This is a genomic window from Nocardia sp. NPDC004151, from assembly GCF_042874235.1.
GTDB lineage: Bacteria > Actinomycetota > Actinomycetes > Mycobacteriales > Mycobacteriaceae > Nocardia.
In genome coordinates this window covers 751019-770420 of record NZ_JBIAMR010000002.1, presented here as the reverse complement: position 1 = coordinate 770420, position 19402 = coordinate 751019, and the positions used below count along the sequence as shown (strand labels likewise).

Below are 19402 nucleotides of genomic sequence, written 5' to 3'. Positions count from 1 at the left end.
TCGGCAGGTGGCGCGGTGAGAGTTGTTCGGCCGAACGCTGAGCAGGGTGTTTGACGTGCAGATATGGATGTCAATGGGGTCGAATTCCGGAGCGGAGGAGCATCACCGTCGAAGAACAAGGTGCCTACGGGCGAAACCGCCACGCGCACAGACTCATTGAGCCCGGCCGGTGTTTCGGGCAGGGCTCAACTGTGCCTGGGCACGAGCAGTGCGCGCGGGGTCGCCACCGCTATTGATGTGGTGCACGTGTTCTGGCCCTACCCCTGCTCGGTGAGCAGGCCGGCCGGGCGGCGGTCACTGTGGTTCAGGCTCAACGGAACGCGTGTGTTGACCGCTGCCGCGCCCGATACGGCGTGGGTCTGCTCAGGCGTCGGGAGTCAATCGCTTCCGGGCACGTTCGACGCGGCGTTCGACGCCGTCCAGGTGTTTCTGGGCACGCTGCAGGGCCTCGCGAGCCGAACGCTCGGTGGCGGCCGTGAATCGGTGGCGGTGTTCGGCTTCGGTCAACTCGGCACGCAGGGCTTCGATGCGGTCGTCGAGATCAGCGAGATCGGCGGCGGCGGTGTCGTGACCGGATCGGGCGGAAGTCACAGCGGCGCGGGCGGATTCGACTTCGGCGAGCATCTGCTCGAGTTCGCGTCGCACCTCGGCCTGCGGATCGGGGGCGGGCTCGTCGGCGGCCGTGGGATCAGCACGCCGATGAGTCCGCGGGGTCGGTTTCTCAGGGCGAGCCGCGGTGGGACCGGCTGTCGTCGAGCTCGTGCCGACGCTGCGGCGCCCATCGCTGGGAACCGCGGTCAGCGCCGCAGGGCCGAATCCCTCGTAAGTGGCTGCGGTGGTGAGGGTTCCGGCGCGGAGCCCGTCGGCGACCGACTGGTCCGCCAGGGCCGCCTGCAGGCTCGCGCCGATATCGCGCAGGACGGGTTCGGTCAGGCGCTGGCCCCGGCCCGCGGCCAGCTCGGAGGCCTTGCGGGTGACGGCGTTGACCACTTTTTGCCGCTGTGTGGTGAGGGCGCGCAGCTGTTCGGCCGACAGTCGACGCTGGGCATCGCGCAGGGCGTCGCCCACCTCCAGCAGTGCGCGGACGTCATCGCTCGCCTCACGAGACAGCAGATTCAGCGCCCACGCGGCGACCGTCGGCCGCCGGAGCTTGCCGATGGCGGCGGCCAGGGCCTTGTCCCCGGCGTCGCGGGCCTGCCGCACCTGCTCGGTGCGGGCGGCCACGAACTCGGTGGGCGGGAGTCCGTAGAGTTCGGCGACGACCTGGTCGAGCGTCATGCCGCCCTAGCCTACGGGCACACCCGCCCCGCAAGATGCCATGGTGAGCGAATGTCCGGCCCGGAAGCCGGCCGCGACGATCCAACGCCACGGAGGCAATTCCAATCCGTATCCGGGCGTGCGCAGCGCGGCGATCTCGCTCCGTGTCGGTGGCCGAATGGACACCGGCGGGCGCTTAACGTGCTGGTGTGGGCACAGTCATTGGAGAGCTGCTGCCGCTCGCGGTCGGTGTGGCGATTTCGCCGATTCCCATCGTGGCGGCCATCTTGATGATCCTGTCGAAGAACGCCTCCCGTGCGGCAGTAGGGTTCGCCGCCGGCTGGGTGTCCGGGATTGTCGCGGTGACGGCAATTGTCCTGGTGGCCGCCGGAGTACTCGATATCGCGGGAGACCGGCAACCGTCCACGGCCGCGTCGTGGGTCAAGGTCGGACTCGGGGTTCTGCTTCTGGTGTTGGCTGTCAAGCAGTGGCTCGACCGCGCCGACCACACACCGCCGGCATGGATGCGCGCGATCGACCAGTTGACCGTGACCCGTGCCGCGGGGTTGGGACTGCTGCTATCGGCGGTCAACCCGAAGAACCTGCTGCTGTGCGTCTCCGCGGGCCTGGCGATCGGGTCGAGCGCACTCGGCAACGCCGCGAAGGTCGTCACGCTGGCGGTGTTCGTCCTATTGGCCTCGATCAGCGTGCTGGCCGTGGTGTTCGGGTACGCGGTCGCCGCTGATCGCCTGCGCGGCGCACTCGACCGGACGCGAATGTGGTTGCAGGACAATAATCATCTGGTCATGGCGATCGTGCTGCTGATGATGGGCGCCGTCGTGCTCGGCAAGGGTATCGCCGGACTCTGAACGAGGCGGCGGGCGCGAGCAGCCGGCGGCGGCCGCGGGGATCGACTGTGCCTTGACTGTCCGCGGTGGCCGGTCGGACAGCGCTCCATGCGGCATGGCAGGGCATCTCCTCGCCGAGTGGCACGCCCTGGAGGTGTTTTGTCCGGATTCACCTCCACCATGCGCTACTCGGTGTTCGGCGTGGTCGCTCACAGTTGGCGGGCGGGTGCGCGTTCAGCCGGTTGGTGGCTGTCCCTTGTCTGAATTGAGATCGCGTGACGGGGGCCGGGTGACTCTGAGAGGGTCACCGTATGAAGATCGGTGTCGCACTTCCGCAGATGGCTCCCGGGTATGGACCGGGTACGACGCTCGACTGGGCCCGGCGAATCGACGCGGGCCCGTTCTCGAGCGTCTCGGTGGGCGAGCGGGTGACGTTTTCGAATCCGGAGATGGTCGCGACGCTGGGCGCCTGCGCGGCGGTGACAGAGCGGGTGCAGGTCTTGGCGAATCTCTGGGTGCTGCCACAGCACCCGGTGGCGATGGTCGCCCAGCAGATCGGCACGCTCGACCAACTCGCGAACGGCCGCCTCGAGGTAGCCGTCGGCGTCGGCGGCCGCGAGCACGACTACCGCGCTCTCGGAGCTGATTTCACGCGGCGGCACCAGCAGCTCGATGACAAGGTCGCCGAACTGAAAGCACTGCTCGACGGCAAGCCACCGTTCGAGGGCGCGGACCCGGTCGGGCCGGCGTGCGTGCAGCCGGGTGGACCGATCATCCTCGCCGGCGCGATGGGTCCGAAGGCGATGCGCCGGGCGGCGCGGTGGGCCGATGGCATCTCCGGCTTCAGCATCCGGGGCGATGCCGACGAAATCGCCGCGGTGGGCGAGCTCGCCGACCGTTGCTGGGCGGAGGCCGGTCGTGCGACGACCCCGCGCAAGGTGAGTGGCTGCTTCACCGCCCTGGGCGTCACCGACGCACCAGAAGCGTTGCGCTCCTTCACCGCTCGCTATCTCGGCTTCCTCGGACCCAAGCTGGCCGAGAGGGTCGCCAGCTCGGCGCGGGCATCGAGTCCCGAGGTGCTCGCCGACATTCTCGACGGCGCGGAGCAGGCAGGATGCGACGAGTTCATCCTGGTCCCGGCCGTCACCGACCTGAACTTCCTGGAGGTGGCGACCGAGGTGGTGGCCGCACGGTCCTGACGCTCACGGAACCGAACATGGTGCGACTCTGCTGGTGATCGGGTGGGCTCGGGCAGCCGCGATCGGACAGATCCAGTCACACCCACAGATCGTACGGTCGAGCCCGGACCCACCCACACGAGTCCTATTGGGCACATACGCAATTCGGCAGTAGCAGACGTTCCGCCGGTCCTGGATCGGATCGGACCATTGACCGTCGGAACCCCCTGGTCTGGCCGGTCCGGTCCGCGCGCAGCGGCAGAAGGGTATGTTCCGTGCTGTTCGACTGCGGGGGGCGAACCGCGAGGCAGTTGAGGGTTCGGAGCGCGCCATGGCAGGCTGGCCAGCATGGACTTGCGAGCCGAGAGCCCGGAACTCTGGGCATTCCTGGAATCATTGCAGGGCGGCGAAATCCTCTCCGGCACTGTCACGGCGATTGAACGCTTCGGCGTCTTCGTTGCCTTGGACGATGGCCCCGAGCATCCTCTCTACCCAGGCGTCGGATTCATCTCGATTCCAGAGCTGTCCTGGCAACGCTTCGAAGCGGCCTCCGATATTGTTCAGGTAGGGCAGCGCATTTCAGGTAAGTTCCTCCAATTCGACGACTGGAACGCGGAAGCCAGACTTTCCCTGCGCGCAACACAGCCCGATCCCTTCCACGCCTTCGCCGCGTGCACCGTCGTGGGCCAAGAACTACACGGACACGTCACCAAGCTGGTGCCATTCGGCGTTTTCGTCCAAGTCTCTGAAGGGATCGAAGGGCTGGTTCATCTTCGAGACCTCACATTGACGCCAGCGGCGGCTCCAGAGGATATCGTCCAGATCGGGGACGAGGTCACGGTCGTCGTCACCCAAATCGATCAGGAAAGCCGCCGCCTGTCCCTCTCCCGACAGACAGCAGGTCAACCCTGACTCCGAGCACCCAAGGTGGCCACCCGCGTCGAACAAAAGCGCTGTAACGCGGGTCGTAGGCGAGGGTCCCGTCCTGGCCCTCCAGGGCCTGGGCGACGGTGCTCGGCGGCGAGCCCAGTCAGGGCAAGCCCAGTGCGGCTGTAGGGTGCCGGCCAGGCCGGCGGCACCAACCTCAGGAGAGGGCACACCTAGATCCGCTCGAGGTAGAAGTATGCGTACCGGCCGTTGTCGAGGGCGTTCTTGCCGTCCATGATGCCCATCACGGCGTCGTCGTCGATCTTCTTGAAATGGTCGTGAACGGGCTGCCCGTCGAACACCATCGTCGCGGTGACCTCGCCACGGAACTCCTCCATCCAGAGGCTGCCTTCGCCGTTCTCGGTGTTCGAATACCTGTTGCCGTCGGCGTCCACGCAGATCAGAGGCTGCACGTCGGTGGCCGAATGGAAGGTCTTGCCGAACCAGTTGATCAGGGCCAGCGTGCCGTTTTCGCGATGGCCGGTGTCGAACTCGCCACCCTCCCATTCACCGATCATGAAGCCGATGGTCGCGGGCTCCAGCGAGGCCCAGAACTCGTCGAGGTCGGCGTCGGGGATGAGGAAACGCCGTGGTCCGGTCACCAGACGCTGTCCGGCGCGCTTCTTGAGCTCGGAGAATTTCTCGCGGGCCGGATTGTCGCTCACGGTGCTCTCCAATCCAATGGCGGAGGCTCCATTCACGATACCGCCATGCGCCGGAGCAATCTACCGGCGAACTGATAGCCCGGCCGAAGCGAAGTCGGGCCTGCGGCGTTGTCATTGACGCCGGTTCAGACTGCTGTGACGAGCCCACCCGCTGGCACCCACCATCATGAGATGGCACATCTAGGAGCCCCACCTCGCACTCTCGGTTGTCGGCCTTCAACTCGCGTGCACGTGTGTCCAAAACACCGAATGCATTCGTCTACGTGACCGACGCCGACAGAGCGCGACGCTGTCATCGGCCGAAGCGAACGGTTCCGGCCGCTGTCTGCGCGCTGGAACACGCCAGAATCGACGTGCTTTGGGACATGGGGATGTTGATAGGCTGGGCTCGCCAAAAATGTTCGGGCGGAGAGGTTGTCATGGGTGTCTGGGGTCCGGGGAATTTTGACAGCGATACCGCTGCGGACGGGCTCGGGGAGCTGACCGACCACATCATCGGCAATATCGCCGAGCAATTCCAGGATCCCTCTGACGACACGGCTTTGGAGCCCGACGAGTGGGGCGGGGACATGGTTCCCGCCTGGCTGGAGATCCTCACCGGGATTGTCGAGCCCGCGCGAGTCGGTGCGAGCTTCCCCTCGGTGGCGGTGCTCGGCGAGTGGCGTGAGCGGTACCTGCGGGTGTGGGACGAGACTATCGACGAACTCGGGCCCGACGATGATTTCAAGACACAACGGCGCGCGGTACTCAGCGAAACATTCGACCGTGCCATAGCTTTGGCCACGACCCGTGAGCAAGACCAACACATCTAGAGGGCGGCCAAATCCTCAGGAAGACTTCACCCGCGCCTGCCGGAACCAGTGCTTTGCCTCGCCTCGGTCCCCTTCTTGATCCAAGAGAATATGGCCGATCCGAATGGCATACGACACCAACTGAACTCGCCCCCTCCCTACGTTGCGCCGCGAACGAAGCCACTGCGCGCGCAAACGTAAGCTAGTGCGCTCCTGAACCATCCCGCTCGAATTCCGAGGGCTGTGACGAACCGGGATCAAGCGAATTCGGCGGAGAGTCGGGCCGCCTCGCGTCTCGAAGCTGCGGCTACGCGCTTCTCACCGTCGAGGCGGGCCCGGATCGCGGCGACCGAGTGGGGGTTCGGTGGGGGCGGGTGGAGGAGGCGGCGGACGGGGCGGGAGAGGTAGAGCGCGAGCGCGATGACAGTTATTGCCGTGGTGGCGATTTCGGCGAACATCGGAGACTCCCGGGCTAGGACGGGTAGGTGCGGGGAGATTCGCGGAGGGCGATTCGGAGGGCGCGGAGGACCGTGGCGAGGGGCTGGAGGGTTTCCCATTGGGGGTATCTGAACCAGAGGGGCTCGACTCTGCGGGGACAGCGTGGGGCGGGGAGGGTGAGATCCCTGGCCGGCGGGAGGAATTCGCAGTGGGCGCGGGTGCGGAAATCGTTGGCGGGGAAGGTGATGTCGAGGTGGGTGGGGGCGGCCAGGAGGATCAAGGTGCCGGTGCCGGGGTGTTCGTCGAGGATGGGGGTGGTCTGCTTGGTCCAGAACAACTCGTCGTCGATCGCGGCGGCGAGGGCGGACGGGGTGCTGATCGCGGTGACGTCGCTGGTGGACAGGGTGATTCGGGGGCCGGATATGCGGCAGGGAAGACCGTAGAGTTCGCGGTACAGCCACAGCTGACGGTCGAGGGGAGTCTCGCCTGTCACGTGCGCGGGCATGGGGCCTGACCTCCTTCGAGATGACTGCGGGCGCTTTCCACGCGCGGACACGGAGGGTCGCAGGTGGCGTGGATTGCCAGAATCCCTTCGGCGCGTTGGCGGGTGATCGGCCAGATGAGGGAGTCTTCGCAGTCGTCTCGGACCCAAGCATCGGTGGTGCGCAGGCGGGTGGCCATCTGACGTCCTCTCGGCTGATCGTCGTGGTCCACCCAGTTCACGCGCGTTCCTGCGCAGTGAAAACTGAAAACTGGAAAACCAGATCGAGTTTCCTGTTTCCCCAGCGCCGTTCCCGGAGTCGGTGGGACGATTTTCCCGATCCTGAAAACGAGGCCCGTGAACTCTGGGAACTGCGACGGCATCAGAACGGGAAACCCATGGCCGAGAACACGAGTACCCTCACGCGCCGCCAGCTGGGGCGGTACCTGCGCGAAGCGCGGGAGGCGGCGAAGCTGACGCTGAGTCAGGCGGCGAAGGTGATGGAGTGGGGCACCAGCACGCTGCAGCGGATCGAAGTCGGGGAGACGGCCAAGATCCGGATACATGATCTGGACAAGCTGATCAGTCTGTACGAAGTCGATGACCAGTGGGCGGTCACGCTACGGGCCATGGCGCAGCAGGCGGCGGTCAAGAGCTGGTACCACGAGTTCGGTTCGGTTATCCCCGAAGACTTTCGGCTGTACGTCGACATGGAGTACAACGCCCGGATCCTGACGTCGTTCCAGCCGGACCTGGTACCGGGCCTGCTCCAGACCCGCCCCTACGCACGGGTCCTGACCAGTGACGCCTACCCGGAAGACGACGAAGGCAAGCTCGCGGGCAGACTCGAACTGAAGGCCCGACGGCAGCGCGCGATCACCCGCGACGTCAACCCGATTCAGTTCAACGTCATCCTCGGCGAAACTGTGTTGCGCCGAGTCATCGGAGGGCCGAAAGTTATGGCCAACCAGCTCGAGCACCTCGCCACGGCCAGCACGCGGCCGAATGTTTCGCTGCGAGTCCTCCCGTTCTCGGCCGGAATGCCAACTGGGCGCCAGACCGGTCCGTTCGTGATCCTCGAGGCGAGGCTCGACAACCGGGGCGATCCGGCCGAGCCGCCGACGGTGTACGGAGAGGGGTTCTCGACCGACATGTACACGGAGAAGTCCGACATCGTCGACAGCTACGCATCCGCGTTCAAGACTCTCCAGCGAGTAGCGCTGGACGAAACGAGCAGCAGGCGACTGGTGCGCGAGGCAGCAAAGGAGTTTCAGTGAACGACGAACTACGCGAGGCACTCTGGTTCAAGAGCAGCAAGAGCGGCGGCGGCAAGGAGTGCGTCGAAGCCGCGTTCCTGGCTGGGGGCCGGATCGGGGTGCGCGATTCCAAGAATCCCGGCGGGCCGGCACATGTTTTCACCGCTGGGCAGTGGGATGCGTTTATCGGGGCGGTGGCGGCAGGGAGGTTCGACCCGCCCCACGCTTGATCGCCCAGACCGGCGAGATGGACTCCAGCCCAACGTGATTCAAGGCTGCTCGTAGGGGAACCTGGGCGCGAATGCCGGGGTGAGGTCGTCGAGCCAGCGAGCCGTGTCGCTGTGGTTCGCGAAGAAGGGGGCGCCTACCAGCGATTCGTCGCGGGCTTGGAGCAACCTCAGCGCGAAGACTCGGCGGTCGGCGATCGTGCTGACGCCGTCGATGACGACCTTGCCGGGGGTCGCCGACATGACCGGGCCGCGGACGGTGCGGGCCAGGCCGGGGACCGCGCGGTAGGCGTCGGCGAAGATCGCGGTCGCGGCGGCCAGGGGCACCGCGAAGTGGTCGCGCGGGCCGGTGTCGCGTTCCACGAACATGTAGTACGGGACCATGCCGAGTCGGACCTCGTTGCGCCACAGAGCGATCCAGGCATCAGCGCTGTCGTTGACGGTGCGCACGATCGGGGATTGGCAGCGGATCATCGCGCCGGTGGCCTGTAATCGCCGGATCGCGTGGCGCACCACGTCGGTCTCCAGTTCCCGGGAGTGCGATACGTGGGCCATGATCGCCAGGTGGCGTCCGGACTCGGTGATCCGGGTCAGCAACTTCAGCAGTTGACCGGCGTCGGGATCGCTGACGAAGCGGTGCGGCCAGAAAGCGAGTGCCTTGGTGCCGATCCGGATCGACGTGATTTGTTCCAGGCGCGGGTCCAGCAGCGGCTCCAGGTGCCGGGCCAGGGCGTCCGCGCTCATGATCATCGGATCACCGCCGGTGACCAGGACATCGCTGACCTCGGGATGGCGGTCGAGGTAGCGGATCAGCACATCGGGACCCGCGGCGGCCATGCGCAGCTCCGGCTCGCCGACGAACTGCGCCCAACGGAAGCAGTACGCGCAGTATGCGTGACAGGTTTGACCGTTGCGCGGGAAGTACAGCACCGTGTTGCGGTATTTGTGCTGCAACCCGTCGAACGACTCCCCCTCGGCCGCGGGGCGATTGAGGGTGCGCTGGCCCTCCGGATGCGGGTTCATCGCCTTGCGGATGCGGGTGGCGGTGTGGCGGATGTCGGCGGCGGAGGCGTCGTGTGCGAGCAGGGTCGCGATCTCGGTCCGGTCGTCGTCGGCGAGCATCCGCGGATGCGGCATGGTCAGCCGGAAGATCGGGTCGTCGGGCGCACGCGTCCAGTCGATGAGTTCGTCCAGGACATAACGATTCGTCCGGAACGGCAGCACCGCGGCCACCGCCGCCAGTTCCCGCGCCTGCGCGGCATCGAGCCCGGCGCGGGCGGCGATACTCGGCAACTCCCGAGCGCCGATCGCGCGAAACCCATACCCCCTGGTGCCCAGCGACATCCGATGCCTCCAGCACGGCCCGACGGATGTCGAGCGACCGAGCACCGATCCTAGTGATCCGCGGCGGCCTCGGCCCCGGGAGGTTGCCCGGGCGATGCCACCGGGCGCAGACACAGGAAGTCGCCATCGGACGAGTCACGGAAGATCCGTCCCGCCACCGCGGTGAGCCGATCGATCAGCCCGGTGTCGACGACCAGGAACAGTTCGTAGTCGCTGCCGTCGTCGAGCCGCGCCCGAATCGGATCGGTCCCGACCCGGCCCAGGAAGCGATCCGTGCGAGCACCCTGCAGATAGCGAATATCGTCCACCACAATCGATTTCACCAAGGACCTGCGCCGGTCACCGGTTCCGTCGGACAGTGTCACGTCGATCAGGTGTTCCAGCGGAACCGACCGGCCCCACACGGCGTGGAATCGGTCGTTGACGAACTTGCCGAGCGGGGAATGCACCGACACCTCGAGCTGGCGCGAATCACCGGAGAGGCCGTCGATCGTATAGAACGAGACGAGGCACCTGTCGTCGGCGCGATACATGGTCACGTCGGGACCCGACGAGTAGAGCCGGACCTGGAAGTCCGCCCCGGGACCGTGGCCCGGGTGCGCGCGCTCCAGCTCGCCGATATCCCGTTGCAGGGCGCGCAGGGAAATCAGATTGAGCGCCAGCTGCCGCTGCAGGTCCTCGGCCGCACCGAGTTCCCGGTCGCGCTGCTCGGCCGCGAGGGTCGACGGGTTGATCAGCAGCACCCGCACGGACACGCCGCGGGCCAACGCATCCCGGGTGATCTGCCCGAACCGGTCCGAATGCGGCTCGACCAGCATGTTCGAGAAGGTGTCGACGATCCGGATCGCGTTCATACTGCGGTGGGCGCGGTCCAGGAAGCGCCGGTAGTCGAGTTCGCGATGCTCACGCACCCGGGATTCGCCGACCCGCTGGATGATCGGGGTCAGCAGGAAGATGGTGAACACGGCGCCGATCAGGTCGGCCGCGGTGTTCAACTCGAAATTGCGCCAGTAGTCCGGCATTCCGCGAGCCAGCACCGCCAGCAGCAGGACGGTCGCGACACCGACGCCCAATCCGGCGATCCAGCGCGGTTCCGGCCTGCGCCACAGCCGCTTCCAGCTCCGGCCCCATGAAACTCCCCCGCGTGCCACAAGATTCAGATTAGGGGCACCACGGAGGAGCTTCAATACGGAGCGGACCGCTCAAACCTACTCGGGCTCAGCGCCATCCGCGGCAGGTTCGGCGCCGCCGCCTCGGATGGACCAGAGCAGGCCGTCGAGTTCGTCGGGCTTGATGAGAACGTCACGGGCCTTGGAGCCTTCCGACGGGCCGACCACTCCCCTGGTTTCCATCAGGTCCATGAGGCGGCCCGCCTTGGCGAAGCCGACACGGAGTTTGCGTTGGAGCATGGAGGTGGAGCCGAACTGGGAGGTGACCACCAGTTCGATGGCTTGCAGCAGGAGGTCGAGGTCGTCGCCGATATCGGGGTCGACGTCCTTCTTCTCGCCGGCCTTGGCGGCGGTGACACCCTCCTGGTAGTCGGGCTCGGCCTGGGTCTTGGCGAAGTCGACGACGCCGGCGATCTCCTCGTCGGAGATGAAAGCGCCCTGGAGACGGGTCGGTTTGCTCGCGCCCATGGGGAGGAACAGGCCGTCACCCATACCGATCAGCTTCTCCGCGCCGGGCTGATCGAGGATGACTCGCGAGTCGGTCAGCGAGGACGTGGCGAAGGCCAGGCGGGAGGGGACGTTCGTCTTGATCAGACCCGTCACCACGTCCACCGACGGGCGCTGGGTGGCCAGCACCAGGTGAATGCCCGCGGCGCGGGCCTTCTGGGTGATGCGGACGATGGCGTCCTCGACGTCACGGGGGGCGGTCATCATGAGGTCGGCGAGCTCGTCGACGATGGCCAGGATGTACGGGTAAGGGCGATACACCCTTTCGCTGCCCAGCGGAGTGGTGATCTGACCCGACTTCACCTTGCGGTTGAAGTCGTCGACGTGGCGGACCTTGCTGGCCTGCATGTCCTGATAGCGCTGCTCCATCTCCTCCACCAGCCAGGCCAGCGCGGCGGCGGCCTTCTTGGGCTGGGTGATGATGGGGGTGATCAGGTGCGGAATGCCCTCGTAGGGCGTCAGCTCCACCATCTTCGGGTCGATGAGGATCATGCGCACCTCCTCGGGGGTGGCGCGGCACAACAGCGAGACCAGCATCGAGTTGACGAAACTGGACTTACCGGAACCGGTGGAACCGGCCACCAGCAAGTGCGGCATCTTGGCCAGATTCGCGGTGACGAACTCGCCTTCGATGTTCTTGCCCAGGCCGATCACCAGCGGATGGTGGTCGTTGCGGGTGCTGGAAGCCTTCAATACGTCGGCCAGGCGGACCAATTCGCGGTCGGCGTTGGGGACCTCGATACCGACAGCCGACTTGCCCGGGATCGGAGCCAGCAGGCGCACGTTCTCGGTGGCCACCGCGTAGGCCAGGTTGCGGGCCAGCGCGGTGATCTTCTCGACCTTCACGCCCGGGCCCAGCTCCACCTCGTAACGGGTGACCGTCGGGCCGCGCACGAAACCGGTGACCGCCGCGTCGATCTTGAACTGGACCAGCACCTCGGTGATGGCCTCGATCATGGATTCGTTTGCCGCGCTGCGCTTCTTCGGCGGATCGCCGTCGGTCAGCAGGGACAGCGACGGCAGTGTGTAATCGCCGTCCACCTCGCGGTCGGTGACGAACTCCAGTTGCTCCGGCGGCGGCGGAGTCTGATCGACCACCGCGGGAACGGGCTTGGGGGGCTTGACCTTCGCCGGGGCGGGCCGCGGCTTCTCCTCCGGCTGGACGATCTCCTTCGCGTCCTGCAACGGGGGCTCGCCGATGATCTCGGTGACCGCGTCCGACCCGCCGAACTCGTCGGCCGGATAGTTCTCCGACGGGGTGCGGCCGCGACGCTTGCGCACCTCGGGAGCGTGCAGCGGGAAACCGTCCGCGTCGTAGTTGGACGGATCGTAGGGGTCATCGGAGTAGCGGTCGTATTCGTCGCCGCCGGCGCCGGTGCCGAAGATCTCCCGCAGGCGTTCGGGCACATCCCGGACCTGGGTGCCGGTCAACAGCAGCAGGCCGAAACCGATGGCCAGCATGAGCAGCGGCACCGCCAGGAACGCGGACAGACCCTCCGAGAGCGGGCCGCCGACCACATAACCGACGAAACCGGCGGCATGCGCGCGACCGTGCGCGTCCGACGGGGAACCCGCGGCCAGATGCCACAAACCCAGGATCGGCAGACCCGCCATCAGCCCGCCCAGCACCAGCCGCGGCCGGATCTCCGGCTGCGGCTCGGTGCGCATCAGAATCACCGCGATCGCCACCAGCACGAACGGCAATGCCGCCGAAGCCGATCCGGACACCGCCCGCACCGCGGTATCGACCCAGTGCCCGACCGGGCCGCCCGCCGACAGCCACACCGCCGCCACGATCAGGAAGGCGAAAGCCACCAGGCCCAGCGCGATCCCGTCACGCCGGTGGCCGTGCTCGATCTCCCCCGCCCGGCTGACCGCCCGCGTCGTCGCGCCCAGGCCCCGCGCCATCATGGTCCAGCCGCTGGTCACACCACGCCGGACCACCGCCAGCGGGGCCGTATTGGACTGCGCGCGCCGGGGTGCGGGACGCCGGGCCGGAGCCTTGCGTGCCGCCGTGCCGCGGCCCTTGGCCGGGGTGCGTTGGGTGCGCGCGCGGGACTGCGCGGGAGTCTGCCCCCGCGTGGCCCCCGCTCGCGTACGTGACGTTCCGGTGCGGGCCTTACCTGCCATGCGTCCCAGGCTAGCCGCAACAGCACCACCCGGACCATCCGCAACACCCGGCCCACCCGAATCAGAAACTGTGGCGATCACAACGAAAAACCGCCGTCGACGCCGCGATCAGGCGGGAAACCACCGGGTCAACGGGGTGCCGACCACCCCTCGGGGCAGATCAGACGCTGCGATCGAGCGCGTGCACCAACTCGACATCCTCCGGCGCGCCGGTCGCCTCCAGACGGACCGCGTTGCGCCCGAAAGCGTGCAGCAGCAGCTCCGAGGGCGGACCGGCCAGCACGACCGTGCGATCCCCGGCCTGCCGCGCCACCGTGCGGCGGCCGTCCGGCGTGGCCAGCGCGATGGTGATCGGCGACTTGCGATAGGCCATGCGGGCCAGGCCCGTCAGCACCTTCCACAGCCGGTCCTCGTCGGCCGCGGACAGGGTGCGGGGCTCCCAGCCGGACGCGCCGCGGCGGACGTCCTCGTGGTGGACGAACATCTCGGTGGTGTTCATCAACGCGTCGACCGGGCGCAGGTAGAACGGCGGGCCGGAGCGCACCTCGTCGAGCAGCTGCGTGAACGGGCGCTGCGTGACCTTGCGCTGCACGCTGTCCAGATACGGGGCGAACGGCTTGAGCAGGATGCCGGGGGCGGCGTCCGGACGACGCTCACGAACGACCAAGTGCGCGGCCAGATCCCGGGCCGTCCACTCCCCGCACAGGGTCGGCGCGTCGGGACCGGCTTCGGCCATCGCCTGAACCAGGGCCTGGCGCTCACGTTGGGCCATATTCATAAGGGGGACCCTAGTCCGGGTTGTCCGGGTTCGCACCGGGGCGTTAAGGAAACCACACGGTCTCCCATAAGCGCCGCCGCTGATCATGATCTGGCACCGGATGTGACAACACAGCCGGAGGCGGCCCGCAACGCGCTGCCGCCGCACAAACCACAGATGCCGGTTGGCGTCAACACTTCCGGATCGGTAACTTGATCCCTCGGTCCATAGGGTCGTGGACCCGAAAGCACAAGAAGGGCAACACCTTGAAGAAGATCGTCAGCGGCGCAGCCGTGATGGTCGCGGCCGTCGGTTCCCTGCTCGCTGGGACCGCCGCTCCGGCCAACGCCTACCAGGACTACAACTACGGCGCCATCGCGCTGTCGGTGTCGACCGGTCGTATCGGCTACTCCTACGACTATTCAGACAGCCCCGCGGCGCAGAACGCCGCCATGAGCTCGTGCACCTACGACGACTGCAAGATCGTCGCGCGCTTCTCGAACGGCTGCGGCGCGGTCGCCTACTCCTCGCGCGACGGCTACTACACCTTCGGCGCCGCGTCCTCGCGGATCGCCGCCAAGAACCAGGCGCTCAACCGGAACTCCGCCGGCGCCACCATCATTCACTGGAACTGCACCACCGGTTACCAGCTCTGAAATCACGGGGAGAATTTCGTTGAAGCACACCGTTTTCCGCGCGACCGCCGCGCTGATGCTGGCCACCTCGGCCTTCGGCCTGGTGGCCTGCAGCAAGTCCGATGACACCACCAAGGCCGCCGCCACCACCTCGGCCGCCCCCGCCGGCAAGTTCGACGGCAGCACCGACGGCGGCGACGCCAAGGTCACCGGCGCGGCTCCGGCCCCCACCACCGTGGCCGACCTGCCCAAGCCCTCGGTCGCGGACCTGAACGACAAGGTCACCAAGGCGTTCGACCCCTCGATCGACTCCAAGACCAAGACCGACTGGATCGAGAACGCCGGGCTGGACCCGCAGCTCGCCCAGAAGCTGGTCGACGCCGCCAAGGCCAACAACGTCAAGATCAAGATCACCAACGTGGGCGACCCGGCCGAGGGCAAGCTCAAGGCCGACGCCGACGTCACCATCGACGGCAAGCCGGTCCAGAACGCGACCGTCTCCTTCGTCGCCGACGGCACCGACTGGAAGATCGACCACAACTACGCCTGCAGCATCGTCAAGGCCGCCAAGCTCGACTCGGCCGCCTGCCAGGATAAGTAGAAACTCTTGTGGTTCCCGCCCCAGGCGGGGTGCTGCCTCCGGCAGGGGTAATCGCCTGCGGCGGGATTGCCGCCTGCGGCAGGCAAGTTCGCCTGCGGCGGGCCTCCGCCGGCGGCAGGCCTCACGCCAGCGGCGGGCCTTTCGCCGGCGGCGGACCTCACGCCACCGCCGGCGGCAGGCTTTCGTCGGCGGCGGGCCTTTCGCCGGCGGCGGACCTCACGCCAGCGGCGGGCCTGTCGCCAGCGGCGCGGCTGGTCGCCGTTCCGGGCGGATCGTTCGGCGGCAGAATGCAATCGCCCCGACAGCTTCTTGCTGTCGGGGCGATTTCTGTTGCGCTGCTAGACCTTTGGGGTCAGACGCCGATGACGGTGGGGACGATCATGGGGCGGCGGCGGTACTTCTCGGCGACCCAGCGGCCGACGACGCGGCGGACGGACTGGGCGATGCGGTGGGTGTCGGTGACGCCCTCGACGGCCAGGCGGTGCAGTTCGTTCTCGACAAGTTCCTGGGCGCCGGAGAGGGCCTCGGGGTCGTCGGAGAAGCCGCGGCCGCTGACCTCGGGGGTGCTGACGGCCTTGCCGGTGGCGGAGTCGACGGCGACATTGATGGAGATGAAGCCGCCCTCACCCAGGACCAAGCGGTCCGAGAGGGTGGACTCGCCGACGTCGCCGACCGAGAGGCCGTCGACGTAGACCTGGCCGACGGGGACCCGGCCGGAGATCGTGGCGATGCCGTCGACCAGGTCGACCACGACGCCGTTCTCGGCCAGGATGACCCGCTCCTCGGGGACGCCGGTCGCCACCGCGAGGGCGCCGTTGGCGCGCAGGTGCCGCCACTCGCCGTGCACGGGCATGGCATTGGTCGGACGGACCGCGTTGTACAGGTACAGCAGCTCGCCCGCCGAAGCGTGGCCGGAGACATGGACTTTCGCGTTCTGCTGGGTGACGACCGTCGCGCCCAGGCGGGCCAGGCCGTTCACCACCGCGAAGACCGCGTTCTCGTTGCCGGGGATCAGCGAGGAGGCCAGCACCACCAGATCGTCGGCGCGGATATTGATCTGACGGTGGTCGCCGCGCGCCATGCGCGACAGCGCCGACAACGGCTCACCCTGCGAACCGGTCGAGATCAGCACCAGCTTGTGCACCGGCAGGTTGGCGGCCTGATCCAGATCCACCACCAGGTTGTCCGGGATCTCCAGGTAGCCCAGGTCCTGGGCGATCTGCATATTGCGGACCATGGACCGGCCCACGAAGCAGACCCGGCGGTCGTAGCGCTGCGCCACGTCCACCACCTGCTGGATGCGGTGCACGTGAGAGGCGAAGGAGGCCACGATGACCCGGCCCTTGGCCTTACCGATCACATTGTCGAGCACCGGGCCGATCTCGCGCTCGGGCGTCACGAAGCCCGGCACCTCGGCATTGGTGGAGTCGACCAGGAACAGGTCCACACCCTCGTCGCCCAGGCGGGAGAAACCGGCCAGGTCGGTGAGACGGCCGTCGAGCGGCAGCTGATCCAGCTTGATGTCGCCGGTGTGCAGCGCGATGCCCGCGGGCGTGCGGATCGCCACCGCGATCGCGTCGGGGATCGAGTGATTGACCGCGAAGTACTCGCACTCGAACGCGCCGTGCTGGGTGCGCTCGCCCTCGGTGACCTCGGTCAGGTTGGGCTGCAAGCGATGCTCGCGGCACTTGGCCGCCACCAGCGCGAGGGTGAACTTGGCGCCGATCACCGGGATGTCGCGACGCAGGCGCAGCAGGAACGGCACCGCGCCGATGTGGTCCTCGTGACCGTGGGTCAGGATCACCGCGGCGATGTCGTCCATGCGGTCCTCGATGGGACCGAAGTCGGGCAGGATCAGGTCGACGCCGGGCTGCTGGTCCTCGGGGAACAACACACCGCAGTCGACGATCAGCAGCTTGCCGTCGTACTCGAAAACGGTCATGTTGCGGCCGATCTCACCGATGCCGCCGAGCGCGAACACCCGCAGGCCGCCCTTGGGGGCCTTCGGCGGGGTGCCCATGGCGTGCGGATCGCGCGGGGCCGGAGCCTGATCGCGGCCGCCCTGCCGGGAACGGCCACCGCCGCGGCGGTTGCGGTCGCCACGGTTGCGGGAATCGTCCTGGCGCGAACGGGATTCGTCCTGACGGGAACGGGGGGCCTCGTCGGCCGGTCTGGACTGGGCCTTGCCGCGGTCCGAGGAGCGGCCGCGAGCCGCGCGCTCGCGGGCAGGCTCGGCTTCCGCGCGGGCCGGGGCGGCCTGCGCCGGTTCCGGCTGCGCGGCAGCCGAACTCACGGTTTCGGGCGCGGCAGCGGGCTTCTCAGCGGCAGCGGGCTTCTCGGCGGCAGGGGGCTTCTCGGGAGCGGGAGCCGGGGCGCCGGCGGCGCGACTGGCACTGCGACGGGGGCGGCGAGCGGGGCTGGTCACGCAATCACCCCCGCGGCACGCAGGTCCACGGCGAGCTCGTCGAGCTGGTCGCCGTTCGGCATGAGTTGTGGCAAGCGTGGTTCTCCGGTCTCGACTCCGAGCAGGCGCAGCGCGCCCTTCGTCATGGCGACACCGCCCAGGCGCGCCATGGCGCGGTTCAGCGGGGCCATGCTGACATTGATCTCACGCGCCCGGGCGACGTCCCCGGCCTGGTAGGCGTCGATCAGGGCGCGCAGGCGGTCCGGCACGAGATGGCCGATGACACTGATGAATCCGGTCGCGCCGATCGAGAGCCACGGCAGGTTGAGCACGTCGTCACCGGAGTAGAACGCCAGCCCGGTCTCGGCGATCAGTTCCGCGCCCGCGCCCAGATCGCCCTTGGCGTCCTTGACGGCGACGATGTTCGGGTGCTCGGCGAGACGGCGAATGGTGTCGGTCGCGATGGGGACCACCGAGCGCGGCGGAATGTCGTAGAGGGTGACCGGCAGGTCGGTCGAGTCCGCGACGGCGGAGAAGTGTGCGAACAGCCCGTCCTGGCTGGGACGCGAGTAGTACGGGGTGACGACCAGCAAACCGTGGGCGCCCGCACGCTGGGCGTTGCGGGCGAGCTCGATGCTGTGTGCGGTGTCGTAGGTGCCGGCGCCCGCGATGACGGTGGCGCGATCACCGACGGCGTCCACGACGGCACGCAGCAGGTCGAACTTCTCGGACTCGGTGGTGGTGGGCGACTCGCCGGTGGTTCCGGAGATCGCGAGCAGATCGACGCCGCCGTCGATCAGACGGGCGGCCAGCGCGACACCGGCATCGACGTCGAGCTTGCCTTCGGCGGTAAAGGGGGTCACCATCGCGACACCTACTGTGCCGGACGCGCGCAGCTCGGTTCGCGTCGATTCACCGTTCGTCATAGTCAGAAGGCTACAGCGTCGCTGGAACGGGTTTTGCATCGTTATACCCGAACCGTGCCCGGCAGGTTGGCGATTCGACTCGAGCGCCCGTTTCTGGCGTCAGAAGTTTCCTTGAATGACACCACCCGTGACGTCACACTGGTGTCATGGATCTGAACAAGTACACCGCCCAACTCCGCGAGAACCTCATCGCCGCCGCGGCCCTCGGCGACGAGAAAACCCAGGCCACCGCCGCCGCCCTGGCCGCCGCCACCGAGAACTCCGCCCGCCTCATCCTGCTGTCCGCCGTCTCCGAGCTGGCCGCCGAGGTGAGCGCCACCCTCCCCGACCGGACCGTCCACGTCTCCGTCGACGGTACCGACGCCCACGTCGACGTGCGCAAGACCGCAGCCACCGACGAGCACCCCACCTTCGAGGAGGTCACCGGCGACATCAGCCGCGTCACCCTCCGCCTGGTCGAACAGCTCAAGTCCCGCGCCGAGGAAGCCGCCGCCCAGAGCGGCGTGTCCCTCAACTCCTGGCTGTCCTCCACCGTCCAGTCCGCCCTCCGCGATCAGATGAGGAAGGGCGGCCGCTGGGACGAGTCCTGATCCCGTCAGGGCAACTGGCCCGCCAGCGCCGCGCCGAACGTGCGCGCGTCGGCGCACGAGTCGAAGCCGTCCTGCTGCACCCGCAGCGTCTTGGCGACGAAGGCGACGCTGCCGTCACCGGTGAAGGTGGTGACATAACAGCCCAGGTGATGGGTGTCCTGGGCCGCGCGGTACTCGACCGCCTGCCTGCCGCCCAGCGTCACCGGGGTGAACTGCACGTACTTGCCACCGGCCTGGAGATCCGCCAGCGTGTCGGGGCTCGACACGATCG

General features: G+C 67.8%; 20 protein-coding genes. 9 read left to right on the top strand and 11 right to left on the bottom strand.

The window, feature by feature from the left end:
- Window positions 1-363: 363 nt before the first annotated feature.
- A complete protein-coding gene (locus tag ACFYTS_RS07360) occupies window positions 364-1278 on the bottom strand; it encodes a hypothetical protein (RefSeq protein ID WP_387302013.1) in 915 nt (304 codons plus the stop codon).
- A gap of 188 nt (window positions 1279-1466) precedes the next feature.
- Between ACFYTS_RS07360 and ACFYTS_RS07355 the strand changes: the two genes are divergently transcribed.
- The 3 genes from ACFYTS_RS07355 (at window position 1467) to ACFYTS_RS07345 (ending at window position 4195) form a co-directional block, all read left to right on the top strand.
- Window positions 1467-2126 (top strand): GAP family protein, encoded by a 660-nt coding sequence (locus ACFYTS_RS07355; protein ID WP_357280962.1) that lies wholly within the window; start codon window positions 1467-1469, stop codon window positions 2124-2126.
- Window positions 2127-2416: 290 nt separating this feature from the next.
- Entirely contained in the window at window positions 2417-3304 is an 888-nt protein-coding gene (locus tag ACFYTS_RS07350; RefSeq protein WP_387302011.1) for an LLM class flavin-dependent oxidoreductase, read from the top strand.
- A 327-nt stretch (window positions 3305-3631) separates the two neighbouring features.
- Window positions 3632-4195 carry a S1 RNA-binding domain-containing protein gene (locus ACFYTS_RS07345; protein WP_387302009.1) on the top strand — a complete coding sequence of 188 codons (564 nt, stop codon included), beginning with the start codon at window positions 3632-3634 and terminating at the stop codon, window positions 4193-4195.
- A gap of 188 nt (window positions 4196-4383) precedes the next feature.
- Here the strand turns inward: ACFYTS_RS07345 and ACFYTS_RS07340 are convergent, their stop codons facing one another.
- Window positions 4384-4875, bottom strand: coding sequence for a DUF4334 domain-containing protein (locus ACFYTS_RS07340; RefSeq protein ID WP_357280969.1), 492 nt, complete (start codon window positions 4873-4875; stop codon window positions 4384-4386).
- A 263-nt stretch (window positions 4876-5138) separates the two neighbouring features.
- On the opposite strand from ACFYTS_RS07340, the gene ACFYTS_RS07335 reads away from it, so the two are divergent.
- The gene (locus ACFYTS_RS07335; protein WP_387302007.1) at window positions 5139-5687 is read left to right on the top strand and encodes a DUF4259 domain-containing protein; all 549 of its coding nucleotides are present in this window, start codon (window positions 5139-5141) and stop codon (window positions 5685-5687) included.
- Between the two features lie 236 nt (window positions 5688-5923).
- Here the strand turns inward: ACFYTS_RS07335 and ACFYTS_RS07330 are convergent, their stop codons facing one another.
- Window positions 5924-6124 (bottom strand): hypothetical protein, encoded by a 201-nt coding sequence (locus ACFYTS_RS07330; RefSeq protein ID WP_387302005.1) that lies wholly within the window; start codon window positions 6122-6124, stop codon window positions 5924-5926.
- 14 nt (window positions 6125-6138) lie between these two features.
- Window positions 6139-6609: a hypothetical protein gene (locus ACFYTS_RS07325; protein ID WP_387302003.1), complete on the bottom strand. Its 471-nt coding sequence runs from the start codon at window positions 6607-6609 to the stop codon at window positions 6139-6141.
- Between the two features lie 374 nt (window positions 6610-6983).
- Between ACFYTS_RS07325 and ACFYTS_RS07320 the strand changes: the two genes are divergently transcribed.
- Entirely contained in the window at window positions 6984-7862 is an 879-nt protein-coding gene (locus ACFYTS_RS07320) for a helix-turn-helix domain-containing protein (RefSeq protein WP_387302001.1), read from the top strand.
- Complete coding sequence (locus tag ACFYTS_RS07315) at window positions 7859-8071, top strand: DUF397 domain-containing protein (protein WP_357280979.1); 213 nt, start codon at window positions 7859-7861, stop codon at window positions 8069-8071. The genes ACFYTS_RS07320 and ACFYTS_RS07315 overlap by 4 nt, the downstream gene beginning before the upstream one ends.
- A 39-nt stretch (window positions 8072-8110) precedes the next feature.
- Here the strand turns inward: ACFYTS_RS07315 and ACFYTS_RS07310 are convergent, their stop codons facing one another.
- From ACFYTS_RS07310 to ACFYTS_RS07295, 4 genes are all read right to left on the bottom strand, one after another.
- Window positions 8111-9412, bottom strand: a complete 1302-nt coding sequence (locus tag ACFYTS_RS07310; RefSeq protein WP_387301999.1) for a KamA family radical SAM protein — start codon at window positions 9410-9412, stop codon at window positions 8111-8113.
- Window positions 9413-9462: 50 nt separating this feature from the next.
- Window positions 9463-10563 (bottom strand): DUF5919 domain-containing protein, encoded by a 1101-nt coding sequence (locus tag ACFYTS_RS07305; protein ID WP_387301997.1) that lies wholly within the window; start codon window positions 10561-10563, stop codon window positions 9463-9465.
- Between the two features lie 57 nt (window positions 10564-10620).
- Window positions 10621-13218 (bottom strand): DNA translocase FtsK 4TM domain-containing protein, encoded by a 2598-nt coding sequence (locus tag ACFYTS_RS07300; protein ID WP_387301995.1) that lies wholly within the window; start codon window positions 13216-13218, stop codon window positions 10621-10623.
- 160 nt (window positions 13219-13378) lie between these two features.
- The gene (locus ACFYTS_RS07295; protein WP_387301993.1) at window positions 13379-13996 is read right to left on the bottom strand and encodes a TIGR03085 family metal-binding protein; all 618 of its coding nucleotides are present in this window, start codon (window positions 13994-13996) and stop codon (window positions 13379-13381) included.
- Between the two features lie 245 nt (window positions 13997-14241).
- On the opposite strand from ACFYTS_RS07295, the gene ACFYTS_RS07290 reads away from it, so the two are divergent.
- Together ACFYTS_RS07290 and ACFYTS_RS07285 are read left to right on the top strand one after the other, a co-directional pair.
- Complete coding sequence (locus ACFYTS_RS07290; protein ID WP_357280991.1) at window positions 14242-14631, top strand: DUF4189 domain-containing protein; 390 nt, start codon at window positions 14242-14244, stop codon at window positions 14629-14631.
- A gap of 19 nt (window positions 14632-14650) precedes the next feature.
- Complete coding sequence (locus ACFYTS_RS07285) at window positions 14651-15211, top strand: hypothetical protein (RefSeq protein WP_357097261.1); 561 nt, start codon at window positions 14651-14653, stop codon at window positions 15209-15211.
- Between the two features lie 352 nt (window positions 15212-15563).
- Here the strand turns inward: ACFYTS_RS07285 and ACFYTS_RS07280 are convergent, their stop codons facing one another.
- Together ACFYTS_RS07280 and dapA are read right to left on the bottom strand one after the other, a co-directional pair.
- On the bottom strand, window positions 15564-17636 hold the full coding sequence (locus ACFYTS_RS07280; protein WP_387301990.1) for a ribonuclease J: 2073 nt from the start codon (window positions 17634-17636) through the stop codon (window positions 15564-15566).
- Window positions 17633-18541, bottom strand: a complete 909-nt coding sequence (dapA, locus tag ACFYTS_RS07275) for a 4-hydroxy-tetrahydrodipicolinate synthase (RefSeq protein ID WP_357280997.1) — start codon at window positions 18539-18541, stop codon at window positions 17633-17635. The genes ACFYTS_RS07280 and dapA overlap by 4 nt, the downstream gene beginning before the upstream one ends.
- Before the next feature lie 146 nt (window positions 18542-18687).
- Between dapA and ACFYTS_RS07270 the strand changes: the two genes are divergently transcribed.
- Window positions 18688-19131: a toxin-antitoxin system HicB family antitoxin gene (locus ACFYTS_RS07270; RefSeq protein WP_387301988.1), complete on the top strand. Its 444-nt coding sequence runs from the start codon at window positions 18688-18690 to the stop codon at window positions 19129-19131.
- Between the two features lie 5 nt (window positions 19132-19136).
- On the opposite strand, the gene ACFYTS_RS07265 is transcribed toward ACFYTS_RS07270, so the two are convergent.
- Window positions 19137-19397 (bottom strand): hypothetical protein, encoded by a 261-nt coding sequence (locus tag ACFYTS_RS07265; RefSeq protein ID WP_387301987.1) that lies wholly within the window; start codon window positions 19395-19397, stop codon window positions 19137-19139.
- Window positions 19398-19402: the final 5 nt, after the last annotated feature.

Bases quoted from the DNA above. Each gene is read 5' to 3' on its own strand.
- ACFYTS_RS07310 (WP_387301999.1), bottom strand. From the start codon at position 9,412: ATGTCGCTGGGCACCAGGGGGTATGGGTTTCGCGCGATCGGCGCTCGG.
- ACFYTS_RS07295 (WP_387301993.1), bottom strand. From the start codon at position 13,996: ATGAATATGGCCCAACGTGAGCGCCAGGCCCTGGTTCAGGCGATGGCC.
- ACFYTS_RS07325 (WP_387302003.1), bottom strand. From the start codon at position 6,609: ATGCCCGCGCACGTGACAGGCGAGACTCCCCTCGACCGTCAGCTGTGG.
- ACFYTS_RS07360 (WP_387302013.1), bottom strand. From the start codon at position 1,278: ATGACGCTCGACCAGGTCGTCGCCGAACTCTACGGACTCCCGCCCACC.
- dapA (WP_357280997.1), bottom strand. From the start codon at position 18,541: ATGACGAACGGTGAATCGACGCGAACCGAGCTGCGCGCGTCCGGCACA.
- ACFYTS_RS07270 (WP_387301988.1), top strand. From the start codon at position 18,688: ATGGATCTGAACAAGTACACCGCCCAACTCCGCGAGAACCTCATCGCC.
- ACFYTS_RS07330 (WP_387302005.1), bottom strand. From the start codon at position 6,124: ATGTTCGCCGAAATCGCCACCACGGCAATAACTGTCATCGCGCTCGCG.
- ACFYTS_RS07345 (WP_387302009.1), top strand. From the start codon at position 3,632: ATGGACTTGCGAGCCGAGAGCCCGGAACTCTGGGCATTCCTGGAATCA.
- ACFYTS_RS07350 (WP_387302011.1), top strand. From the start codon at position 2,417: ATGAAGATCGGTGTCGCACTTCCGCAGATGGCTCCCGGGTATGGACCG.
- ACFYTS_RS07300 (WP_387301995.1), bottom strand. From the start codon at position 13,218: ATGGCAGGTAAGGCCCGCACCGGAACGTCACGTACGCGAGCGGGGGCC.
- ACFYTS_RS07320 (WP_387302001.1), top strand. From the start codon at position 6,984: ATGGCCGAGAACACGAGTACCCTCACGCGCCGCCAGCTGGGGCGGTAC.